The organism is Aurantimicrobium sp. MWH-Uga1, from assembly GCF_003325955.1.
Classification (GTDB): Bacteria; Actinomycetota; Actinomycetes; order Actinomycetales; family Microbacteriaceae; genus Aurantimicrobium.
In genome coordinates this window covers 493450-515282 of sequence record NZ_CP030929.1, presented here as the reverse complement: position 1 = coordinate 515282, position 21833 = coordinate 493450, and the positions used below count along the sequence as shown (strand labels likewise).

At 53.4% G+C, this 21833-nt stretch carries 22 protein-coding genes; 5 read left to right on the top strand and 17 right to left on the bottom strand.

The window, feature by feature from the left end; all coding sequences use genetic code 11:
- Positions 1-20: 20 nt before the first annotated feature.
- The 5 genes from AURUGA1_RS02675 to truB are packed head-to-tail and all read right to left on the bottom strand — an operon-like array spanning position 21 to position 3579.
- Positions 21-887 carry a carbon-nitrogen hydrolase family protein gene (locus AURUGA1_RS02675; protein ID WP_114128762.1) on the bottom strand — a complete coding sequence of 289 codons (867 nt, stop codon included), beginning with the start codon at positions 885-887 and terminating at the stop codon, positions 21-23.
- Complete coding sequence (locus AURUGA1_RS02670) at positions 884-1828, bottom strand: bifunctional riboflavin kinase/FAD synthetase (RefSeq protein WP_371412364.1); 945 nt, start codon at positions 1826-1828, stop codon at positions 884-886. Before AURUGA1_RS02670 ends, AURUGA1_RS02675 begins: the two co-directional genes overlap by 4 nt.
- Positions 1828-2247 (bottom strand): hypothetical protein, encoded by a 420-nt coding sequence (locus AURUGA1_RS02665; protein ID WP_114128761.1) that lies wholly within the window; start codon positions 2245-2247, stop codon positions 1828-1830. The genes AURUGA1_RS02670 and AURUGA1_RS02665 overlap by 1 nt, the downstream gene beginning before the upstream one ends.
- Positions 2248-2271: 24 nt before the next feature.
- A complete protein-coding gene (locus AURUGA1_RS02660) occupies positions 2272-2640 on the bottom strand; it encodes a hypothetical protein (RefSeq protein ID WP_114128760.1) in 369 nt (122 codons plus the stop codon).
- Between the two features lie 3 nt (positions 2641-2643).
- The gene (truB, locus tag AURUGA1_RS02655) at positions 2644-3579 is read right to left on the bottom strand and encodes a tRNA pseudouridine(55) synthase TruB (RefSeq protein WP_114128759.1); all 936 of its coding nucleotides are present in this window, start codon (positions 3577-3579) and stop codon (positions 2644-2646) included.
- A 99-nt stretch (positions 3580-3678) separates the two neighbouring features.
- Between truB and AURUGA1_RS02650 the strand changes: the two genes are divergently transcribed.
- From AURUGA1_RS02650 to AURUGA1_RS02640, 3 genes are read left to right on the top strand one after another with little or no spacing between them, the layout of a single operon-like run.
- Entirely contained in the window at positions 3679-4527 is an 849-nt protein-coding gene (locus AURUGA1_RS02650) for a carotenoid biosynthesis protein (RefSeq protein ID WP_114128758.1), read from the top strand.
- A gap of 21 nt (positions 4528-4548) precedes the next feature.
- The gene (locus AURUGA1_RS02645; RefSeq protein ID WP_305764472.1) at positions 4549-5409 is read left to right on the top strand and encodes an A/G-specific adenine glycosylase; all 861 of its coding nucleotides are present in this window, start codon (positions 4549-4551) and stop codon (positions 5407-5409) included.
- A 9-nt stretch (positions 5410-5418) separates the two neighbouring features.
- Positions 5419-5691, top strand: coding sequence for a 2TM domain-containing protein (locus AURUGA1_RS02640; RefSeq protein ID WP_114128757.1), 273 nt, complete (start codon positions 5419-5421; stop codon positions 5689-5691).
- Positions 5692-5739: 48 nt separating this feature from the next.
- Here AURUGA1_RS02640 and rbfA read toward each other — a convergent pair whose 3' ends face one another.
- The 9 genes from rbfA to dxr all read right to left on the bottom strand — a co-directional run bounded on the left by rbfA (position 5740) and on the right by dxr (position 17282).
- Complete coding sequence (gene rbfA, locus AURUGA1_RS02635) at positions 5740-6177, bottom strand: 30S ribosome-binding factor RbfA (protein WP_114128756.1); 438 nt, start codon at positions 6175-6177, stop codon at positions 5740-5742.
- Positions 6178-6248: 71 nt separating this feature from the next.
- Positions 6249-8954 (bottom strand): translation initiation factor IF-2, encoded by a 2706-nt coding sequence (gene infB / locus AURUGA1_RS02630; RefSeq protein WP_114128755.1) that lies wholly within the window; start codon positions 8952-8954, stop codon positions 6249-6251.
- A 92-nt stretch (positions 8955-9046) separates the two neighbouring features.
- On the bottom strand, positions 9047-9289 hold the full coding sequence (locus AURUGA1_RS02625; protein WP_114128754.1) for a YlxR family protein: 243 nt from the start codon (positions 9287-9289) through the stop codon (positions 9047-9049).
- A 47-nt stretch (positions 9290-9336) separates the two neighbouring features.
- Positions 9337-10392: a transcription termination factor NusA gene (gene nusA, locus AURUGA1_RS02620; protein ID WP_114128753.1), complete on the bottom strand. Its 1056-nt coding sequence runs from the start codon at positions 10390-10392 to the stop codon at positions 9337-9339.
- 106 nt (positions 10393-10498) lie between these two features.
- Entirely contained in the window at positions 10499-12259 is a 1761-nt protein-coding gene (locus tag AURUGA1_RS02615; RefSeq protein ID WP_114128752.1) for a proline--tRNA ligase, read from the bottom strand.
- Positions 12260-12269: 10 nt separating this feature from the next.
- Entirely contained in the window at positions 12270-13523 is a 1254-nt protein-coding gene (locus tag AURUGA1_RS02610; protein WP_240187382.1) for an MFS transporter, read from the bottom strand.
- 120 nt (positions 13524-13643) lie between these two features.
- Positions 13644-14792: a flavodoxin-dependent (E)-4-hydroxy-3-methylbut-2-enyl-diphosphate synthase gene (gene ispG, locus AURUGA1_RS02605; protein WP_205214668.1), complete on the bottom strand. Its 1149-nt coding sequence runs from the start codon at positions 14790-14792 to the stop codon at positions 13644-13646.
- A 32-nt stretch (positions 14793-14824) separates the two neighbouring features.
- Positions 14825-16153 carry an RIP metalloprotease gene (locus AURUGA1_RS02600; protein ID WP_114128751.1) on the bottom strand — a complete coding sequence of 443 codons (1329 nt, stop codon included), beginning with the start codon at positions 16151-16153 and terminating at the stop codon, positions 14825-14827.
- Positions 16154-16199: 46 nt separating this feature from the next.
- The gene (dxr, locus tag AURUGA1_RS02595) at positions 16200-17282 is read right to left on the bottom strand and encodes a 1-deoxy-D-xylulose-5-phosphate reductoisomerase (protein WP_114129692.1); all 1083 of its coding nucleotides are present in this window, start codon (positions 17280-17282) and stop codon (positions 16200-16202) included.
- Positions 17283-17419: 137 nt separating this feature from the next.
- Here dxr and gabT point away from each other — a divergent pair, with 137 nt between their 5' ends.
- Positions 17420-18763 carry a 4-aminobutyrate--2-oxoglutarate transaminase gene (gene gabT, locus AURUGA1_RS02590; protein WP_114128750.1) on the top strand — a complete coding sequence of 448 codons (1344 nt, stop codon included), beginning with the start codon at positions 17420-17422 and terminating at the stop codon, positions 18761-18763.
- Positions 18764-18835: 72 nt separating this feature from the next.
- The gene (locus tag AURUGA1_RS02585; protein WP_114128749.1) at positions 18836-19825 is read left to right on the top strand and encodes an asparaginase; all 990 of its coding nucleotides are present in this window, start codon (positions 18836-18838) and stop codon (positions 19823-19825) included.
- On the opposite strand, the gene AURUGA1_RS02580 is transcribed toward AURUGA1_RS02585, so the two are convergent.
- From AURUGA1_RS02580 to rph, 3 genes are read right to left on the bottom strand one after another with little or no spacing between them, the layout of a single operon-like run.
- Entirely contained in the window at positions 19822-20514 is a 693-nt protein-coding gene (locus tag AURUGA1_RS02580; RefSeq protein WP_114128748.1) for an SDR family oxidoreductase, read from the bottom strand. The two genes, AURUGA1_RS02585 and AURUGA1_RS02580, sit on opposite strands and share 4 nt — an antisense overlap.
- A complete protein-coding gene (rdgB, locus tag AURUGA1_RS02575) occupies positions 20511-21095 on the bottom strand; it encodes an RdgB/HAM1 family non-canonical purine NTP pyrophosphatase (protein WP_114128747.1) in 585 nt (194 codons plus the stop codon). Before rdgB ends, AURUGA1_RS02580 begins: the two co-directional genes overlap by 4 nt.
- A gap of 3 nt (positions 21096-21098) precedes the next feature.
- A complete protein-coding gene (gene rph / locus AURUGA1_RS02570; RefSeq protein ID WP_114128746.1) occupies positions 21099-21833 on the bottom strand; it encodes a ribonuclease PH in 735 nt (244 codons plus the stop codon).

Here is a 21833-nt window from a genome sequence, read left to right as displayed (position 1 = left end):
TGAGAACCTGTGAATTCCTTCTAGGTTCTTGGCGTGACGCTATAGCGGCGAAGTTGAAGAGAGGGGTTGTGAGCCCGCGCATCCTCTACCGCCTTCACGTTGATGGTTGCAATGGAAACTCCCATTTGCTGTCCCATATCGATCAAGGTCTCGCCAAGTGGAGAAATGACGCGAGACATTCCCACAGCAATGGGTGGAATTTGGTCGGCTGCAGCGAGATACACGGTGTTTTCAATAGCTCGTGCAGAGGTAAGTGCTGCCCAGTGGTGGGCTTTCTTCGGTCCTGAAATCCACTCGGCGATGAGTGCAACCAGGTGCACCCCAGCATCAACGAGCTCACGTGTTGTTTCAGGAAATCTCAAATCAAAACACGTTTGCATACCCACAACAACGCCATCTATTTCAAAGACTTCTGGAGCATCGGCAGGATTTCCTGCTTGCATCCACTCGCTTTCTTTGTAATCGAAAGCATCAAAGAGGTGAACTTTGCGATACTTAGCCACTAACCCAGCGCCAGGGAGAACGGCAACAGCCGTGTTGAAGGGAAGCTTGTTGGAAGGATCAGAAGATTGCTCGAGCATGCCAACAACAATCCCAATATTGCATTCCTCTGCTAGTTCAGTCATTGCCTCAACAAAGGGACCATCAAGCGGCTCCGCATAATCAAAGACCCAATCCCCCAGTTTTCCACCAAGCACTGAGGAGTATTCCGGCAAGATAACCAGACGAGCACCGTTATCAGCTGCCGCGTGGACAAGAGCTTGGATTGTTTTGACGTTCTCGGCAACGTTAGGTCCAGGACCGAACTGTGCAACAGCTATTTTCACTCCGCCGACATCTTGGGACTCACCCAAGTCATCATTAGTGGTGTTGAATTCTTCCGTCATTGCTTTCCCGATCCCACGAGCTCTCTCGTGATACGAACATCGTCGTGCATCTGTTTCACAAGGTCTTCAACCCCGTTGAAAGCAACCATTCCTCGAATGCGTGCGACAAATTCAACAGTGGCCATGTGGCCATAGAGGTCAAGGTTTTCATCCAAGAGATACGCCTCCACGGTGCGAGACATATTTCCTTCGAAGGTCGGGTTTGTTCCTACGGAAATAGCTGCAGGGTAACGCTTTCCTGCATCCACAAACCAGCCCGCATAGACCCCATCACCAGGAATCACAATTCGTGCATCATGACCAATATTGGCGGTGGGGAAACCTAGTTCGCGTCCTCGTTTATGTCCGTGAACAACTTCACCGCTGACCCGGGGGTAACTTCCCAGAAGTTCAGTTGCCTGTGCAACTTCACCTGCTGCAATGAGCTGACGAATATGTGAAGAAGAAATACGGCCGTGTCCGTCCTCTTTCACATCCTCGATGAGGACAACATCAAAACCGAGTTCTTGCCCCAACTCGATCAAGAGTTCCACGGTTCCTTGGGCATGTGCACCAAAACGGAAGTCGTGACCGACAAGTACTGCCTGGGCTTGAAGAGTGCCTAAGAGAATCTCGGTCACAAACTCTCGTGGACTCACCGCAGCAAGTTCCTGATCAAAGGGAAGCACAAGTGCTGCCTCAACTCCTTGCTGAGCGATGAGATCGAGGCGATCTGCATCACTCAGAATTTCTAACGGCGCTGCATCAGGTGCTGTTATTTCCGCAGGATGACGATCAAAGGTAATGAGCGTGGAAGCTAAACCACGAGAATCAGCTAGTTCACGCAGTTGGCGCAATATTTCTCTGTGGCCGAGGTGCACGCCATCAAATTTGCCAATGGTGACCGCACTTGGGCCCCAACCTGCAGGAACTTCTGAGAGCGAATACCACCGCTTCATCATCAAGCTTCCTTCTCAGGGTGCTTGCGCAGCCACAACAAACCCCAAATGGGCATGACAAGTGGAACGAAAAGGTATCCAGCGCCAAAGTATGACCACACCGTGGGGTGAGCAAAAATCTCTGGCATGAACAGGCTGAGCATTCCCACCACGATGACACCGGTGAGTTCGAAACCGATTGTCCACTGAGCAACCGAATACCAGATTGGCCCCGGAGCAATTAGTGCAATGGTGGCAAAAATATACACAACAGCTGCCACAGCTGACAGCGAGTAAGCCAATGGAGCTTGCTCATACTTTTCAATGAGTTGATAAACCGAACGCCCAGTGGCAGCCAAAGCCAACACGATATAAATCGAGATAAGAATGCGCCCAACACCTGAGCGACGGTCAGCCTGCTGGGGTGGGAAGTGGTCAGTCATGTCGTGAATGAGTCTAGTTCGCGCCTAGGCAACCTGAATAAACCAAATTTGACCCATGCGATAAAGCATGATGGCCACAGCCAATTGACCAACACCCACAATGATGGTGCTCCATCGACTGCGATCGATAAGTGCCCAGAAACCTGTCGCAATCGGAATGAAAATCGCGCTGATGAGGTAAATATAAAACTCAAACAAGCTTCCAGTTGGCTCATTTCCCATCAACGGGGAAGCAATCGTGACAGCCAACTGAACAATGAGCAGAAGTGCAACCACACCAGCAAATGCCATAGTGAGGTCACTAGGCCTGCGGCCGATTGCTCCCAACACAACAGCTAACAGGCCGCCGGTCACGGCAACGCCAATTTGCAAGGCAGTAAACCAGTCGATCATGACCTAGGAACTTTCCGTTTCTGTGGGGAAATTGACAACGACGCGAGAGAGGTTTTTCTTCACCGTAATCAGCCCAATCAGCCTATCCTGTGGGCCTATTGCAGCGACCGGCTCAGCGCTATCGGGATAACCATCAAGTTGAACTCTTTTGCCTTGGCTCAGTTCGAGAGCTTGGGTCTCATTCAGGTCAATTGCGGGGAATATTCTCCGTGCAACATCCGAAGGTTTCTGTAGCTGAGGAGCACCAGCCATGTTCTCAATATCCACGGCATCCATCACGTGGAAGTCACCGATACGTGTTCTACGCAACGCAGTGAGATGCCCACCGACACCCAACTTGAATCCCAAGTCACGGGCGAGGGCACGAATGTACGTTCCTGAGGAACACTCAACTCGAACCTGAACATCGATAAAGCCATTGCCTGAATCATCTTGACCAAACTCAATGTTGTTGACTTCGAAAGCGTGGATCGTGACTGGACGAGCCTTGAGTTCGACACTTTCACCAGCCCGGGCGAGGTCATAGGCGCGTTTTCCATTGACTTTAATAGCGCTGACTGAACTGGGAATTTGTTCTATGTCACCAGTCAAGGAGTGAACTCCGGTAAGGATGTCTTCCTCTGTGACCTTGTTCAGCTGTGCCTGCGGGGCAAAGCCGAGGAGTTCTCCTTCAGCATCATCTGTAGTGCTGGAGGAACCTAAACGAATGGTGGCTATATATTCCTTGCTCAAACCGACAATATAAGTCAGAAGCCGAGTAGAGGGCCCCAGCCCCATGATGAGCAATCCGGTAGCCATGGGATCTAACGTCCCCGCATGACCAACCTTGCGTGTTCCGGCTAAGCGGCGAACACGCGCTACCGCATCGTGACTGGTGAAACCTTGTGGCTTGTCGACCAACAATATGCCGTTGGGCGCTGTAGTCGAGGAGGAAGCCATAGCTCAATTATCCCAGTAGTGATCTTGTAAAAAGTCAGAGCATTACTCTCAATCAGGAGGTAAAGTAAATCAACTTCACCCCGACAAGGCCGGAAGAACATGACCTCTGTAACTCGTTCCACAATTCGCGGCTCTCGCGGCCTCTGGATTCTTCTCGCACTCTCCTTTGTTGCAGCATTTGTCCCGGCGGGTACCCCCGGAAGTATCACTCTGGTCGTAGGGTTTATGCCTGTTATTTTCTCCCTTTGGCATTTCACTCGGTGGGCTGGCGCAGCAACTGCCTGGTTATCATTTCTTGCCGTCGTCGTGGTGAGTTTCACCGGTGAGGCACTTGGTGTTGCTACTGGATTAGTTTTCGGCAACTACTACTACCCGGATGGGCCTCTGGGGCCACTCCTGTTGGGCGTTCCTCCCCTGATTCAATTCCAATACTTTGCCATGGCTTATGCCGCACTGATGGTTGCTAGATCTATTGGTGGCGTGCTCACCACAGCTGCCAGAGGCTGGTTGATGGTAGGCGTTTCTGCCATGGCCGCATTCGCCATGACACTACTTGATCTGGCAAGTGACCCCTGGCATGCCACTGTTTTGCAACAGTGGATTTGGCGCGATGGTGGCTCCTACTTTGGTGTCCCCATTCACAACTTCTTTGGCTGGTTCTTTGAAACCTTGGTATTCCTGCTGATTATTCAGGCACTACTCAATCGCACTAGAGCGCTGGCTACCATTGCCGAACCCAAACCTCGAGGATTCTGGCTGCAAGGGGTCCTACTCTACGGAACATTCCCGTTCACCATTGCGTTGACTCCGCTGGTTCAAGGCTCTGCGTTTGACCATGACGCCCTCGTGATTGCTGATGCCATGGTCGGCGTTGCGCTTTTTGCTGTCGTGCCGTTGTGGCTTGCCGCACTGTTGAGCTTGCGAACAGTCAAAACTCAGACCCCTTAAAAACCCTCTACGCTGGAGCGCGTGCAGCAAGAAATCATTGAGTGGTTTGAGGCCGAGGGCAGAGACCTCCCTTGGCGCCAACCCGGCTTCACCCCGTGGGGTTCTTTGGTCTCAGAATTTATGCTGCAGCAAACCCCTGTAGCTCGTGTCGTTCCCAAGTTGGAAGAATTTCTCCAACGCTGGCCAACGCCGGGAGCGCTCGCGTCATCACCGTCTGGTGATGCTGTGCGAGCGTGGGCGAATCTTGGCTATCCCCGGAGGGCACTATGGTTGCACCAGTGTGCCGTCACAATTGTGGAGAAGTTCAACGGTGAAGTCCCCCGTGAAGTCAAGGATTTACTCTCCCTCCCCGGCGTAGGACCCTATACCGCCCGCGCAGTAGCGGTTTTTGCTTTCGGTGCTCACGAACCTGTGGTGGATACAAACATTCGTCGCGTTATTGCCCGGCACAATCAAGGTAATGCTGACCAGGGGCCACCCTCAACACAACGTGATCTTGAGGCAATGACAGCGCTGTTACCTTCGCCAGATAAATCTCCTGCTTTCAACGCCGGAATCATGGAGCTGGGTGCCCTGGTTTGCACAGCACGAAACCCTCGCTGTGACGTGTGCCCAATTGCTCACACCTGCGCATGGAAAAAGGCAGGCTATCCCGAACATGTGGGGCCTAAGAAAACTGTGCAGAAAAAGTATGAGGGCAGTGATCGCCAAGCTCGTGGTGCCGTAATGGCTGTGCTCAGGCAAGCGCAACACACAGTCAACACAGAAGAACTTGAGGCGTGCTGGCCTGATCATGCGCAGCTCGGACGGGCGATATCGGGACTATTGCATGATGGTCTCATAGAGCTTGTCGCTGATGACAGGTACCAATTGCCGGCGTAGAGTAAGCCCATGAACGATGAAGAACTTCGCGACGTTGCTCGCAAACAGCTGAAGAAAAAAGCAGATTTCAAGCAATACCTCTGGGTATGGCTCGCTGTATCAATTCTCCTGACCGGAGTGTGGTTCCTTACCTCCCCCGGGCAATACTTCTGGCCCATCTGGGCCATCTTTGGCATGGGAATTGGAGCCTTATTTACTGGCATTGATGCTTACTCCAAGAACCCCAAGATCATTACTGATTCACAGATTGATGCTGAAGTAGAGCGCCTCAAGAAAAAGTAACAACCAAAAAAGATAAAGGCCCAGAGAAATCTGGGCCTTTATTCATTTCTAAGCTTCGTCAGCTTCACGAGGTTTGATGTAGGGATCTTTCTCGCCGGCGTACTGAGCTTTCTTCGCCAAAGCCTCAACTTCTTCATCCTGTGCGTGCGCTTTGGCAAGCAAGTCATCGATTGACTTTGCTGTGTCAGGAAGTGCATCAAGAATGAATTCAATGGTGGGAGTCAGTCGAACCGTCAGGCCTCGGCCAACCTCGCCGCGAATTCGACCAGTGTTAGCCTTCAACGCCGCAGCAGTCTCTTCACGCTCTTCATCTGTGCCATAGACGGTGTAGAAGATGGAGGCATGCTGCAGGTCACCGGTCATGCGCACGTCGGTGATGGTGACAAAACCGAGACGCGTATCGGTAATAATGCCGCGCTCAAGTGCCTCAGCGACGATGACCTTAATCAGTTCGCCGAGTTTACGTGCTCTTGCGTGATCAACCATGATGTTCCCTTACCTGCGAATAAAAGAGGGGCCGTACTGAGAGTGTCTCAACCTGGCCCCTCCTCTCACATTTAGACGCGGGGCTTTTCCTTGAGTTCGATGGTCTCGATCTCATCGCCAAGCTGGATGTCGTTGTATTTACCCAGACCGATACCACATTCAAAGTCAGTCTTGACCTCGGTGACGTCGTCTTTGAAGCGGCGCAGAGACTCAATGGCGAGACCATCTGCGATAACGATACCCTCGCGGATAACACGGGCCTTCGAGTTACGTGTAATTGTTCCGCTGCGGACAATACATCCGGCAATGTTGCCGAACTTGCTAGAGCGGAAGATTTCGCGAATCTCTGCAACGCCGGACTGGACTTCTTCGAACTCTGGCTTGAGCATGCCCTTGAGGGAGTTCTCAATATCTTCCAGTGCCGAGTAGATGACCGAGTAGAAGCGGATGTCAACACCTTCACGCAGGGCACGTTCACGTGCCTTGGTGTCAGGTCGAACGTTGAAGCCGATGATGACAGCGTTATCAACGGTTGCAAGGTTAACATCGCTTTCGGTAACCGCACCAACACCGCGGTGGATGATGCGCAGCTGCACACTCTCATCGACCTCAATCTTGAGCAGGGACTCTTCCAGCGCTTCCACAGCACCGGAAACGTCACCCTTAATGATGAGGTTGAGGGATTCAACCTTGCCATCCTCGAGAGCCTTAGTGAAGTCTTCAAGCGAAATGCGCTTACGAGCCTTAGCCAGCTGAGCGTTACGTTCAGCAGCCTCACGCTTTTCAGCAATCTGACGAGCGGTACGGTCATCTTCGGTGACGAGGAAGGTGTCACCGGCGCGAGGTACTGAAGACAGACCTTGTACCTGGACAGGACGTGATGGGGTTGCAGCTTCAACTGCAGTACCGTTCTCGTCAACCATGGCGCGAACACGACCATAGGCAGTACCTGCCACGATGGCGTCACCAACTCGAAGAGTTCCAGACTCAATGAGCACGGTTGCAACAGCACCGCGTCCCTTGTCCAGACGAGCTTCAATCGCGATACCGCGGGCGTCTTTGTTGGGGTTAGCGCGCAGATCCAGACCTGCATCTGCAGTCAGAAGAACAGCATCCAGAAGTTCGGTAATACCCAGACCAGACAGTGCAGATACGTCAACGAACATGACGTCTCCACCGTATTCTTCAGCAACGAGGTTGTACTCAGTGAGCTGCTGACGAACCTTTGCAGGGTTCGCATCAGGCTTATCCACCTTGTTGACAGCAACCACGATAGGCACGTTCGCTGCCTGAGCGTGGTTCAAGGCCTCAATGGTCTGAGGCATGATGCCGTCATCTGCAGCAACTACCAGGATCGCGATGTCTGTTACCTGTGCACCACGAGCACGCATAGCGGTAAACGCCTCGTGACCTGGGGTGTCAATGAAGGTAATCAGACGGTCAACACCATCATGGTTTGCGTGAACTTGATAGGCACCAATGTGCTGGGTAATTCCACCGGCTTCACCAGCGATGACATTTGTCTTACGAATGGCATCGAGCAAACGAGTCTTACCGTGGTCAACGTGACCCATCACTGTCACAACAGGAGGACGAATCTCGAGATCTTCATCGCTCTCGTCAGCAAGTTCTTGCTCGAGGTCGATGTTGAACGCGTCGAGCAGTTCCTTATCTTCTTCCTCAGGGGAAACAATCTGGATTTTGAAGCCCAGTTCTTCACCGAGAATTTCGAAGGTTGCTTCGTCGATGGATTCGGTTGCTGTTGCCATCTCACCGAGGTGGAACAGAACAGTTACCAAGTTTGCTGGGGTTGCATTAATCTTGTCGGCAAAGTCAGCAAGTGATGCACCGCGGCGCAAACGAATAACAGTGTTTCCATCACCACGCGGAACACTGACGCCACCAAGCGATGGTGCCTCGCGGAGTTCGAACTCTGCTCTTTTCGTTCTCTTCGACTTACGTGCTTTGGACTTTCCGCCGCCACGACCGAACGCACCAGCGGTTCCACCGCCGGGGCCACGGCCACGGCCGCCACCGCCACCTGCTGGTGGACGGTTGGGACCAAAACCTGGACGTGAGGGCGCGCCTGCACCACCAGGAGCTCCACCGGGAGCACCTTGACGGAATCCACCGCCGCCAGCTGGGCGCTGGAATCCAGCGCCTGCACCACCGCGACCGGGACCACCGGGGCGACCTGCACCACCGGCTCCACCGGGACGTGGCATGCCGCCTGGGCGAGGCGCCATCGGGCGAGGAATACTTCCAGGGGAAGGCGCACCAGCGGGGCGGGTTCCCATACCTTGTGCAGAAGCGAAAGGATTGTTACCTGGACGTGGTGCACCGGCAGGGCGCGTACCCATGCCTTGTGCAGAAGCAAAGGGGTTGTTCCCGGGGCGAGCGCCGCCGGCAGCTTTAGGTGCTGGTACATCAGCAGCTGGGGCTTGAGGAGCTTCTGGAGCGGGAGCGGGCTTTTCTTCCGCCTTGGGTGCAGCCGGACCAGGGGTGGGCGCGGCTGGTGCAGCAGGAGCTTCGGCAGCAGGCGCAGCCTTGGCAGGCGCCTTTGCTGCGCTCTTTGCTGCAGGTGCAGCTTCGCCAGCAGGAACTGGCTTCATGCCCTCTGCTTCTAAAGCGTTACGTAGCTTGCGCGCTACGGGAGGCTCAATGGTTGACGATGGTCCCTTAACGAACTCACCGAGATCTTTCAGCTTAGCTAGAGCAAACTTGCTGTCGATGCCGTATTCGGCAGCAACTTCGTGTACGCGTGGTTTGGCAGCCACAATTCTCCTGTCTTAGGGCCTGAGCCCTGTAAAACAGGACCAGACCATTACTTACGGACGGTACTCATTTCGAGCCGCTCATTAGTTGTCCATTAGCCGTTCAGCCTTTGTGTGATGGTGTCAGTGTTAGTAATTTCTGCGCGAAGTGCACGGCCAAAAGCCCGGCGCTTCACTGCTTCATTGCAACACTCTGGTGTGGGGTGTAGCCACGCACCGCGACCTGGCGCTGAGCCGGAAAGATCCGGTTCAACACGGCCATCAACCTCGATAACCCGCAACAAAGCAGACTTCTCAGATCGTTGACGACAGCCGATGCACGTCCTTACAGGTTCCATGATACCCCAGTACCGCCTAGGCGGGGTGTCCCGCCGTGCGGTACTGCCTAGTCTTCGTCCATAACGGAGTCAGGCTGGATGTCAATCTTGGCTCCAGTGAGCTTTGCTGCCAGGCGAGCGTTCTGCCCTTCCTTACCAATAGCTAGCGAGAGCTGGTAGTCAGGAACGAGGGCACGAACTGCCTTAGTGGCCGCATCCAAGATGAATGCGCTTGACACCTTCGCAGGGGACAGTGCATTCGTCACGAAGGTAGGCAAATCTGGGGAGTAATCAACGATGTCAATCTTTTCGTCGTTGAGTTCTTCCGTCACAGCGCGGACACGACGACCAAGTTCACCAATGCAGGCGCCCTTAGCGTTGATTGCTGGATCGGTAGCCTTGACCGCAATCTTGGTGCGGTGGCCAGCTTCACGGGCGAGCGCAACAATTTCAACTAGTCCGCTTTGAACCTCTGGAACTTCCATCGTGAACAGCTTGCGCACGAGCTGAGGGTGAGTGCGTGAGACCGTGACCTGTGGGCCTTTAGCCCCGCGGTTGACCGCAGTGACGTAGACACGAATGCGGTTTCCGTGGGTGTAATCCTCACCAGGAACCTGCTCTTCCGGCGGCATCACTGCTTCAACAGTGCCCAGGTCAATGAAGACCATCTTGGGGTTTTGGCCCTGCTGGATCACGCCAGAGACAATGTCCCCTTCACGGCCCTTGAATTCACCAATAACTGCGTCGTCAGCGAGGTCACGAAGACGCTGGTTGATAACCTGTTTTGCCGCGAAGGCTGCGATGCGGCCAAAATCATCTGGAGTTGCCACGGCTTCACCGATAACAACACCCTCTTCGTCCTTTTCTGGAACGTAAATTGTGACAATACCGGTCTTGCGGTCCAGCTCTACACGTGCTTCAGGAAGCTCGACAGGAACTCGTGCGGGGCGAGGTGCATCGTCGTCATCTTGAGCGGGCTTCACAGGCGCAACACGAGGTTCCGACTGGATTACATGCTTCTGATAAGCGGTGAGGATGGCTGCTTCGATAATTTCGACCAACTCATCGAAGGGAATTCCCTTCTCTGATTCCATGAGCTTGAGAACTCTGAGATCGATGTCCACGATGGGCCTCCTCTATTCGTACCTGTAAGCGTGCGCCTCCCGGCGCCGAACTACAAGGTTACCTGACGAATGTGTGAGAAAAAACCGTGAGGTCACTAGCCCAGCTTTATAGGTGAGAAAGTACCTCTCCAACAGGGACACTCGTACGCTCATTGGTGCGACGATCCCACAGTTCAACAACACCTTCCGATAATCCCTTACCGACAATCACAATCTTGGGAACACCGATCAGTTCAGCATCACCAAATTTCACTCCTGGTGAAACCTTGGGACGGTCGTCGTAAAGAACCTCGTAGCGAGCGCCTTCAAGCTCAGCAACGAGCTTCTCTGCGGCTTCGAAGACCTCATCATCTTTACCTGTGGCAATAACGTGAATATCGAATGGTGAGACGTTTTCTGGCCAGATCAAACCCTTGTCGTCATTGTTCGTCTCGGCAATCACGGCGAGGATACGTGTCACACCAATTCCGTAGGACCCCATGGTGACGGTAACAAGTTTGCCGTTTTCGTCAAGAACTTTGAGGCCGAGTGCTTCGGCATATTTGCGTCCCAGCTGGAAGACGTGACCGATTTCCATACCGCGTGCAATTTCAACAGGCCCTGACCCGTCGGGTGCAGGGTCACCATCGCGAACATCCGAAGCTTCCACAACTCCATCTGCGATGAAATCGCGGCCAGCAACAACATTGAGCACGTGCTTCTGATCAACATTGGCACCGGTAACCCATGCAGTTCCATCTACAACACGAGGATCAACGAAGTAGCGAATCTTGCTGCTTCCCTGTTCACCGAGAACGGGACCATTTTCTGACCAGGGGCCAATGTATCCCTTGACGAGAGCCTTGTTCTTGGCAAAGTCTTCTTCTGTTGCCGCTTCAACTGCTGCAGGTGAAAAAGCCACTTCCACGCGGGCAAGTTCAACTTCGCGATCACCTGGCAAACCAATGGAAATGAGTTCACGAGTGCCATCAAGATGGGTTAGTGCTAACACGACATTCTTGAGCGTGTCTGCCGCGCTCCAGCTGCGTCCATCTTCACGAGGCTCGTGCTCATTGAGGTGATTGACCAACGACTCGATTGTGGGTGTGTTTGGTGAATCAAATACCCGAGCAGCAGGCTGGCCCTCAATAGGTAGTGACTCAGGGACGACTGTTGTAAACGCTTCAATGTTGGCGGCGTATCCACCTGCACTGCGCACGAAGGAGTCCTCGCCAACCTCGGTGGGATGAAGGAACTCTTCTGAGCGCGAACCGCCCATGGCCCCAGCATCTGCTTTCACAATGACGTAGTCCAGTCCAAGACGAGTAAAGATGCGCTCATAGGCATCACGCTGTGCTTGGTAGCTTTGCGCCAGCCCTTCATCAGAGATATCGAAGGAGTAGGCGTCCTTCATGGTGAATTCACGTCCACGTAGCAAACCTGCACGGGGACGTGCTTCATCACGGTACTTGTCCTGAATTTGGTAAAGGCACACTGGCAAGTCTTTATATGAGTTGTAGAGATCTTTGACCAAGAGAGTAAAGACTTCTTCGTGGGTAGGAGCCAGCAGATAATCAGCTTCTTTACGGTCCTTAAGCCGGAAAATTCCATCCCCATATTCAGTCCATCGACCGGTGATCTCGTATGGCTCTTTGGGCAGTAGCGCAGGAAAGTGAACTTCCTGCGCTCCAGCTGCCGTCATCTCTTCACGGATGATCTTCTCAATGTTCGCCTTGACGCGAAGCCCGAGCGGCAACCATGCAAATACACCCGGAGCTTGACGGCGAATGTATCCAGCGCGAAGCAACAGCTTGTGGCTGGTTACTTCAGCTTCAGAGGGGTCTTCGCGCAGAGTACGCAGGAACAGGTGAGATAGACGTGTAGGCACGCTTTCAATCTTAAGCCGTGTGCACGCTCTTGTTACGCCAGCCCAACAGGAGGACAGAAATAGCAACCAGAGCAACCAGGCACATTACCCACACATTCAAAAGGCCATATCCCACAGCGGCAAGGACCAAACCAGCTAATGCCCCTCCGCCTGCACCAGCAAAACTCATCACTGAGTCTGAGAAACCTTGAACTGTTGTTCTATCCTCTGCTGCGACAGATTCAGTCAATAACGCGCTGGCGGAAACGGTTGACGCAGACCAGCCCAGACCCAACAGCACCAGAGCAATAGTGACAGCACCGACTGAATCTGGAGCTGAAAAATTCACAACTAAGGAAGTCAAAAGAATCGCTTGGCCGATCAAGATGGTGGTTGTGCGACCAATGCGATCGGCAAGCCAGCCGAATACCGGGGAGAACGCATACATTCCCGCGGTATGCAGGCTAATCACAAGTCCGATCAAAGGAAGAACAACATCATGCAGTGCGAGGTGCACGGGCGTCATTGCCATCACGGCAACCATTGTGGCGTGGCTCATTGCAAGGGTAAACACGGCAACTGCTCCGGCGGGAGTCTCTGCCAGGATTTTCACGGCAACGCCAAAACCTCTGCGTGCCGCAAGAGCGGGAACACCCTCGTCAATAGCCCGTTGTCTTGCCAGCAGAAGTGGGTCTGGGCGAAGGGCAGTAAGGAAAAGAATTGCCGAGCACAGTTGTGCGATGGCTGCGATGGCGAATGCTCCAGTAAACAATGGCAATCCCAGGGAGTCCCCCAGAGCATCTCCAGGACCCACGAGGTTAGGCCCAGCAACTATGCCAATAGTTGTTGCCCAGACGACAAGAGACAAATCTCGCGCGCGCGTTTGAGTAGCCGCTAAATCTGCAGCCGCAAAGCGAGTTTGCAGATTCACTGCCCCACCCGCTCCAAGGGTCAACATGCTCGCCAACAGCAGGGGCAAATTCGACAAACCGGCTGCAACAATCACCATGACAGCTCCGACGAGACCTATGGCACCGCCGGCGGCGAGCGCATAACGGCGGCCCACGCGACCAGCTAAACGAGCTAGAGGAATCGCAAATAGTGCAGTGCCGAGTGTGGACATTGTCGCCGAAAGACCGGCATATGCTGGTGAGCCACCAACTTCTGCCGTTAGCAACGAGCCTAAGGAAAAGGCTGCGCCCATTCCTAGCCCACCGAGTATTTGGCCGGCCGCCAACACGCGTAATGAGCGGCGTTGAATTGCTCGATAGTCGGTGATGCTCACTACTTCAAGCTATACCCCCGGGGGCTTACTTCATACGCCTAAAAATGACGACACCAACGGCCATCAGGACTAGAAAAACAAAGGCAGCAACAAGAAATGGGCCTGACATGTTCTTATTCCTTAGGGAGTAATGACTTCGACAGAACCGATTTCTCCCGCAGGCATTTCTGCAGCAAGACGGTTGGCTTCTTCAATTAGCGTTGCGACAATTTCGCTCTCAGGAACTGTTTTGATGACTTCACCTTTGACGAAAATCTGGCCTTTTCCGTTACCGGATGCAACACCAAGGTCAGCATCCCGTGCTTCACCGGGGCCGTTAACAACACAACCCATAACTGCCACACGCAATGGAACCGTCATACCCTCCAGACCAGCAGTGACGTCATTGGCGAGCTTGTACACGTCAACCTGTGCACGTCCACAGCTGGGGCAGGAAACAATTTCAAGTTTGCGTTCACGCAAATTCAGGGACTGCAGAATCTGTAGACCGACCTTGACCTCTTCAGCAGGTGGGGCAGAAAGGGAAACGCGGATAGTGTCACCAATTCCCTCACCGAGGAGAATTCCGAAGGCGGTAGCGGATTTGATAGTTCCTTGGAATGCAGGGCCTGCTTCGGTAACGCCTAAATGCAGTGGCCAATCTCCTCGTTCAGCAAGCTGGCGATACGCCTTCACCATCACGACAGGGTCGTTGTGCTTGACCGAGATTTTGAAGTCATGGAAATCATGCTCTTCAAACAGGCTTGCTTCCCACACGGCGCTTTCAACAAGCGCTTCAGGAGTGGCTTTGCCATATTTTTCAAGCAAACGTGGATCCAGAGAACCCGCGTTGACGCCAATACGAATGCTCACGCCAGCTTCCTTGGCACGGCGTGCAATTTCACCCACCTGGTCATCAAATTTACGAATGTTTCCAGGGTTCACACGAACAGCGGCACACCCTGCATCGATTGCTGCATAAACATAGTTGGGCTGGAAGTGGATATCTGCGATGACAGGAATCTGGCTCTTCTTGGCGATGATAGGCAAAGCCTCAGCATCGTCACGACTGGGCACAGCCACGCGAACAATGTCACAGCCGGATGCAGTTAGCTCGGCAATCTGCTGCAAGGTGGCATTGATGTTGGTAGTGGGGGTGGTACACATCGACTGCACGCTAATGGGCGCATCTCCCCCGACCAGGACTTTTCCAACTTTGATCTGACGGGTTTTACGACGTGGCGAAAGAACTTCAGGAGTCTTCGGCATTCCAAGATTTACAGCAGGCACGGCTTTAGCTTACGCGTGAAGTGGAAAGTTCTTTAGCCAAAAATGCTCACTGGCTTGAAGATATCCGCATACAGCAAGAGTGCGCTCATCGATGCCAGCAAGATAACGACCAGCAATGTCAGGGGCATGAGCTTTGCAGTATCGAAGGGTCCAGGATCTGGGCGCTTCCGCATTTGAGCAATCTTGCGACGTGTTGCTTCATACAGAGCACCAGCAATGTGACCGCCATCAAGAGGGAGCAGTGGAACCATATTGAATACGAACAAGGCAATATTCAACGACGCCAGAATGCCAATGAGCGTGGCACCCTTCGCGGTGTCATCCACCATGTTCGTGCTGGCAACCTCTCCAGCTACACGACCAACACCCACGATGCCGATGGGGCCATTGATGTCCCGTTCTTCAGGACCGAAAGCGGCGTTCGCAACATCAACCATGCGCTGAGGCAAGTGCAAAATCATGTTGGTGACACCGGCAATGTTTTCCCCCATCATGGGGAACACTTCAGCAATTGATCCAGGTGTCATGGCGTAGTCCGGTGAAATACCAACGAAGCCGACTTCTTCAACAACTGGTTGACCACTGGAATCCAGCACTGGATTACCTTGGTCATCAACTTTGGTGCGCTCAGCTAAGACAGGTACAACGCTGAGTGAAACTTCTTGGCCGTCTCGGTCGACAACCACGGTGAGGGTTTCGCCGGCAGAAGAGCGAATAACCTCAGTTCCTTCATTCCAGTTGGTCACTGCTTGACCATTAATCGAAAGAATGGTGTCTCCTGCTTGAAGGCCCGCTGTTACACCCGGGGCTTCAAGTGTTGAGTCAGAGCATTCGGCGGGAACACCTTCAGCAGTTACACACTGAGTGATCGTGGCAACTTGAGTTGTGGGGGCTGGTTGCCCATATCCAACAACCAAGATCGCAAACAATACGAATGCGAGCACCAAGTTCATGAAAGGGCCACCCACCATGATGATGATGCGTTTCCAGACGGGAAGGTTGTAGAAAGCTCGAGACTTATCCAGATCAATCATCGATTCATCACTGGCTTGACGTGCGTCCTGAACGAGCTTGCCAAAAAGTCGACGCACACGATTCTTTGAGTCAACCGGTTCGTCACCGGGAGGATACATTCCTGCCATGGAGATAAAGCCGCCCAAAGGAATGGCCTTGAGACCGTATTCGGTTTCACCAACTTTGCGAGAAAACAGGGTGGGCCCGAAGCCAATCATGTACTGGCCTACCCTCACCCCAAAGAGTTTGGCAGGCAGGAGGTGCCCGATTTCATGCAGCCCGATAGAGACCGCCAGTCCAACTGCAAAGATGACGACGCCGAGGAAGTAAAGCCAGAAAGTATCCATTAGAAAAAGATTAACCCGACCGTCTGACAATCAACCGAGAACAACCTCAGGAACCAATTACTTCATCAGCTCGCAGACGAGCCCAGCGCTCTGCTTCAAGCACTGCTTCTCGAGTCAGCTCCCCAGATGCGGGAGTGTGTTCATCCACGACGCGCTGAATCGTTGTGAGGATATCCAAGTAGCCAATTTTTCCTGCGTGGAAAGCCATGACCGCTTGCTCGTTTGCGGCGTTGAAAACTGCGGGAAAAGTTGAACCAGCAGTTCCAACTTGTTTTGCAAGCCAGACTGCGGGGAATGCATCTTCATCGAGCGGTTCAAAAGTCCAGGATTGTGCTTGTGTCCAGTCCAATGGTTCGCCAACACCGGCAACACGATGTGGCCAATCTAATCCCAGCGAAATGGGCAGACGCATATCTGGCGGAGATGCTTGAGCAATGGTTGAACCATCCACAAACTCAACCATGGAGTGCACAATCGACTGAGGATGAACCGTGACATCAATTCGGTCAAAAGGAATGTCAAACAGCAAATGGGCTTCGATAACCTCAAGCCCCTTATTGACCAGCGTTGACGAGTTGGTTGTAACTACCAATCCCATATCCCAGGTGGGGTGTGCAAGTGCCTCCTGGGGCGTCACAGAAACTAACGATTCACGGCTACGACCCCTGAACGGGCCACCGGAAGCGGTCAAGACGAGGCGTTGAACTTCGGCATGCGTTCCCGAAACGAGTGCCTGAGCTATCGCGGAGTGCTCTGAGTCAACCGGAACTATCTGACCTGGCTTCGCAAGGTCGGTCACGAGGGTACCGCCGACGATGAGGCTTTCTTTATTGGCCAGCGCAAGTGTTTTTCCGGTCTCTAGTGCCGCGAGAGTAGGCCCTAGACCAACAGATCCGGTAATGCCGTTAAGGACGACGTCTGCATCGACACTGCGAACAAGTTGTTCTGCTTCTTCGTGGCCAAGTGCAATGTTGCTGACGCCAAACTCAGTGGCTTGCTCGTGAAGAACATCACGATTTGACCCCACAGAGAGCCCGACAACCTCGAAACGGTCACGGTTGGCTCGGATCACGTCCAACGCCTGAGTTCCGATAGAACCTGAGGAGCCAAGGATAAGGACGCGACGCATAATCACCATCTTTCCACTTCTTTCGAACTAGCAATATTGTTCGGATACGAACTATCCTTGAAAATTGCGAGAAAAACTGGACTTTTTTCTTCCACACCCACCATTTACCCCAGTGCCGAGGAAGTTAGGATTGCACTATGACGAACACTTCAGCCCCCGCCGCAACCGTTGTTACACAAGAACGCAAGGTTGTTACCGCAATCCCTGGACCCAAGTCACAAGAAATGATGAAGCGACGTAACGCTGTCGTTTCTGCAGGTGTGGGTGCTGCACTTCCTGTGTTCATTGAAAACGCACACGGTTCTATCGTGGTTGATGTGGACGGCAACCAGTTCATTGACTTCGCAGCAGGCATTGGTGTAACAACTGTCGGCCACAGCAACGACGGCGTCGTTGCTGCTGTCGCCGAGCAGGCCGGTCATTACACCCACTTGTGCTTCACCGTGACACCCTACGAAGGTTATGTCGCAGTAGCTGAGCAGCTCATCAAGCACACCCCCGGTAACCACGACAAGCGCGTCATGCTCGCCAACTCTGGTGCAGAAGCAGTAGAAAACGCCGTCAAGTTTGCCCGCAAGTTCACAGGCAAGAACGGTGTGGGCGTTATCGACCACGCTTACCACGGTCGCACCAACCTGACCATGGGTATGAACTTCAAGAACGCCCCCTACGGAACCGGATTTGGTCCTCTCGGAAGTTCCGTTTTCCGCGCTCCCAGCTCCTACCCTTTCCACGATGGTCTTAGCGGAGCTGAGGCTGCCAAGCGCACCCTCTCCTACTTCGAAAAGATTGTAGGCGCTGAAGATCTCGCATGTATCTTCATGGAACCCATCCAGGGTGAAGGTGGATTCGTTGTTCCAGCCGATGGCTACCTCGCAGCCATACAAGAGTGGTGCACCGCAAACAATGTTGTCTTTGTAGCCGACGAGGTTCAGAGTGGTATTGCTCGAACCGGTGACTACTTCGCTACCACCAACATGGGTGTTGTTCCCGACATGATGACCGTTGCCAAGGGTATTGCCGGTGGTATGCCGCTGTCTGCTGTCGTTGGTCGCGCAGACATTATGGACTCTGTTCACGTCGGCGGAATGGGTGGAACCTATGGTGGTAACCCTGTTGCTTGTGCTGCAGCTTTGTCTGTATTCGAACAGCTCGAAGATGGAAAGCTTTTTGCTGAAGCTAAGCGCATCGAAAAGACTCTCGGTGGTGGACTGCGTCAGCTGCAGGAAAAATACCCCGTGATTGGTGATGTCCGTGGCCGTGGCGCGATGCTCGCAATTGAGCTTGTCCAGCCCGGCACCAAAGACCCCAACCCTGATGCAGTCAAGAAGGTTATTGCCTATGGTGCCCAACACGGCCTGCTCTTGCTCAGTGCAGGAAGCTACTACAACGTGCTGCGTTTCCTCCCCGCAGTGACCACCAGCGATGCACTCCTCGAAGATGCACTGAGTGTTCTCGATGAAGCACTGGCTTCACTCTAAAGAACAAGTAGATTGTGAGGGGTCACCAGTTGCTGGTGACCCCTTCCTTTTTGAACAGCACAAGGAATACTCATGGCAGAAACAGGCAGCGTCGCCACATCCGAAGAATTAGCCGTTCTGGTTCGGAATGACTTCATCGAATCACGTCACGCAGGAAGCGTGGTTGTGGTCAACCCTCAGGGCGATGTGATCTTCAGTAAAGGCGATCCCACAGCACTAGTTTTTCCTCGCTCAGCCATGAAGCTATTCCAGGCAATGGGTATCTTCTCGACCGGGATTAACCTCTCTCCCGAGCACACCGCTTTAGCAACCTCCAGCCACACAGGTTCGGCAGCACATACCGAGATGGTGCGTGAGGTGTTAGGCATGGGCGGTTTCACTGAAACTGATCTGCGTTGTGCCACAGAATGGCCCGTCAACAAAGAGATGCTCAAGCAGGTATACAAAGCTGATGGATTGGCACTGCCTATTTATCACTGCTGTTCAGGAAAGCACGCGGCGATGTTGCTGGCATGCCAGGCCGAAGGCTGGCCTACTGACAACTACACCGATCCAGGTCACCCTCTTCAACTGCGCATTCTCGAAGCTGTGGAATATCTCACAGGTGAGACTGTGACAGCCACCGCCGTTGATGGTTGTGGTGCTCCCGTCCACGCCATGCCGCTGGTTGCCCTTGCTCAGGGTGTTGCCAAGATGCGTTCAGCAGATGAATCTGCGCCCATGAACATCGCTTCCTCTGCACAGAAACTGTTTGCTTCCATGCTCGCGCACCCCTGGGTTGTGGGAGATCACGGGGAGCCCGACACACTCATCATGGAAGAGCTCGGCTTCGTCGCGAAGTCAGGTTACGAAGGTGTGTTCCTTGTTTCCACCCCAGATGGAACAACCGTGGCGACCAAGATTCTTGATGGAAATTTGCGCACAGCACCTCTTGTTGCCCTGCGGGCTCTGGTGCGTGCAGGCGCTCTCGAACAGAGTGCTCTTGATGCACTTATCCCCCGCTTGCACACCGAGGTTTACGGCGGCGGCAAAGTTGTGGGACAGCTCACAACAACCTTCTAGCTGAAAGCGTCAGCGGGGACATCCTTTTCATCGGCTGTGATCGCGGTGACAATACGCGTTGCAACAGCATCGGGCGAAAGTCCTTCAGGCATTGTTGGGGCAACACCAGAAATAGCGCGTGAGGCAAGACCTGTTTCGGTGTGCGGTGGACGCGTGTCTAGTATGCGAATACCCTCACGGCGCAGTTCTCGTTGGGCAGCATTGACGAAAGCTTTCAAGCCTGCCTTGCTGGCACCATAAGCGGCCATGCCAGCTGTTGGCATATCTGCGATCACACCAGAAATGGTGACAATGAAAGGATCGCTTCCAGCTAACTTGGAAGCAACCAAAGCAGGAATAGCTTCTCGAATAAGTTCGATAGCACTGGTTTCATTGACAGCAACCAAGGTGCTCAGCGTCCCCACCTCGAGTTCGGCAACTGGCCCAAATGCAACCAAGCCGTGAGCAATCACAATTCCATCAAGCTGGCCTGCAGAGGTGACTGTGTTCACCAGGGATTCCGCAGCGCCCGGCAGTGCCAAATCAAGCGTGAAGAGCTCACTGGAGATACCAAGTTCCTGGAGCTTTGCGCCATCGCGTCCCGTGAGAACAACGTGAGCACCAGCTTCAGAAAGTTGACGTGCAATACGGGAGCCGAGCGCACCGGTTCCACCGGTGACGAGAATACGCTTACCTGCTAGTTCAGTCATGAGCTCAGTCTGTCAGCCAAGGCCCGTAAAGCGCGAGAGCGATGACTTAATTGATTCTTCTCATCGGGATCCAAGATTGCCGCAGTGACCTCATAACCTTCAGGAATAAAAACGGGGTCATAGCCAAAACCGTTTGCTCCGTGAATTTCACGGGCAATGCGGCCAGGCCACTTCCCCTCGACCACATATTCCTCATTGGTCACAGGGTTCACCACAGCAATAGTGCATTGGAAGTGCGCACTGCGGTCTTCATCTCTGACATCACCGAGTTGATCCAGTAGGAGTTGAACATTCGCAGCATTGTCTTTGGCGGATCCTGCCCAGCGGGCAGAAAAGATTCCTGGGGCACCGCCTAAAACATCCACACAGATACCGGAGTCATCTGACAGGGACGTTAGTCCTGTGTGAGCGGCCGCTGCACGCGCTTTAATGAGCGCGTTCTCGGCAAAGCTCACACCATCTTCGATGGGCTCAGGCCCGTCATAGCCAATCACCGTTATGCCGGGAACAAGTGAGCCCAGGATGGCATTGAATTCCTCAATCTTGTGCTGATTGTGGGTTGCCAACACGAAAGTGTTCATGAGCTAAGCAAGTGCTTGTCGCTGGAAGTTGGTGAGGTCGTGTGCCCCAGCAACGGCAAGATCCAGCAACGAGTTCAGCTCGTTGCGGTCGAAAGGAGCGCCCTCAGCAGTTCCTTGAACTTCAACAAAGAGTCCGCGACCGGTGACTACGACATTCATGTCTGTCTCCGCGCGGACATCCTCAACATAGGCAAGATCCAGCATGGGCACACCATCAATAATTCCGACCGATACGGCCGAAACGCTGTCGATTAGTGGTTCGGCAGAGGCGGGAATGAGTTTTTGTGATTTACCCCACGTAATGGCCTCAGCCAGAGCAACATATGCTCCCGTAATTGCAGCTGTGCGGGTTCCCCCGTCAGCTTGAAGAACATCACAGTCGATCACGATGGTGTTTTCGCCCAAAGCTTTGGTATTGACCACTGCGCGCAGTGAGCGGCCAATGAGGCGAGAAATCTCGTGGGTACGACCACCAATTTTGCCTTTGACCGCTTCACGGTCCATCCGCGAGTTGGTCGAGCGAGGAATCATCGCGTATTCAGCAGTCACCCAGCCTTTACCGGATCCTGTCATCCAGCGAGGCACCCCACTGGTGAATGAGGCAGTGCACAGAACCTTGGTTTTACCAAAGGAGATGAGAGCTGAGCCTTCTGCTTGTTCACTCCAGCCTCGTTCGATGGTGATTTCACGAAGCTGGTCGACGGCACGGCCGTCAGCACGGGTGATGTTCTCTGACAT